Here is a 1,417-nt window from a genome sequence, read left to right on the forward strand (position 1 = left end):
CTAAAGCTCCTCCCGTGGATTGGGCAGAGGAAGAATTCGGGAATATCGGTTTGGGTGACAAACGGCTGAGCCGCAGGCTTGTCACCATTGCCCGGGATTTTTATGCACGGCCGCAGGCCAGCATTCCGCAGGCCTGTCAGACACGAGCAAAAACCAAGGCGGCGTATCGCCTTTTTGATCATCCGGAAACTCATATGGACATTTTGTTGAGTCAGCATTACACAGCCACCGTCAATCGTTGCAAGGCGGAGAGTATAGTTCTTGCCGTGCAGGATACCGCTACTCTCAACTACAGCGCTCATCCTGCCACCGGAGACCTGGGACTTATCGGTTCCAGGAAGGAAGGCGCCATCGGTCTTTTAATGCATGACACTATGGCTTTCAACACTGATGGCGTGCCGCTCGGCTTGCTTGATGTCCAAAGCTGGGCGCGCGATCCTGAAGAATTTGGCAAGAAAAAGAAACGGCATAAACTGCCTATCGAGGAAAAAGAGAGCTTTAAATGGTTAAAAAGCTTTAATAAAGCTGCAGAAGCGCAACGCGTATGTCCGGATACTGCCTTTGTGAGCGTAGGTGACCGGGAAGCCGACATATATGAACTTTTTATGTTGGCGACTGCTGAACCTGCCGGCGCAAAACTTCTTGTGCGGGCTGAGCAAAATCGGTTACTAACCGATGAGCAAGGGCATCTCTGGGAACATATGGGAAGCATAAACGCAGCCGGCATTCAAGAGATTCATATCCCACGCCAGGGCAAACGAAATGCTCGTATTGCTCAATTGGAAGTCCGTTTTTCTGAAACCACCCTTGAACCGCCAAAGAGCAAACAAGAACTTGGGCCTTTACGCATCTGGGCTGTGCAGGCGCTGGAGGTTAACACACCTGAAAATGTTGAAGCGCTGGAATGGATGCTTCTGACCACCTGGCCGGTCACTGATTTTGATCAGGCCGTGGAAAAACTCGGTTGGTATGCCAAGCGTTGGGGGATTGAAGTATTTCACCGCACTTTAAAGAGCGGTTGCAAAATAGAAGAACGGCAACTTGGGCAGGCAGACCGTATTGAAGCGTGTCTTGCTGTTGATCTGGTAGTTGCATGGCGGATTTATTATCTTACCAAGCTGGGACGGGATACGCCTGATGTTCCTTGCACGGTATACTTTGAAGACTCTGAGTGAAAAGCCCTCGTGGCATATATCAAACAAGACCCGATCCCGCCGGAAAAACCGCCCACCCTCCGGGAAGCAACCAGAATGGTTGCCAGTCCGGGAGGCTTCCTCGGTCGAAAAAGTGACGGCGATCCGGGAACCAAAAGCCTCTGGCTCGGTTTGCAACGAGTGGACGATCTCGCCGGCATGTGGAGAGTTCTCATGGCATATGCCCAATCCAATCGTGCTAAACAGACTTATGGGTAAGGGTC

The 1,417-nt window shown here is 51.3% G+C and carries 2 protein-coding genes; both read left to right on the plus strand.

What is annotated here, in order from left to right:
• Nucleotides 1–1,175, plus strand: a 1,175-nt coding sequence (locus VXK47_RS04385) for an IS4 family transposase (protein WP_435547555.1), incomplete at its 5' end; no start/stop codon positions are given.
• A 9-nt stretch (nt 1,176–1,184) separates the two neighbouring features.
• Nucleotides 1,185–1,412, plus strand: coding sequence for an IS4 family transposase (locus VXK47_RS04390; RefSeq protein ID WP_435547556.1), 228 nt, complete (start codon nt 1,185–1,187; stop codon nt 1,410–1,412).
• Nucleotides 1,413–1,417: the final 5 nt, after the last annotated feature.

The sequence above is a fragment of the Desulfobacterium sp. N47 genome (assembly GCF_051233685.1).
Taxonomy (GTDB): Bacteria; Desulfobacterota; Desulfobacteria; order Desulfobacterales; family RPRI01; genus RPRI01.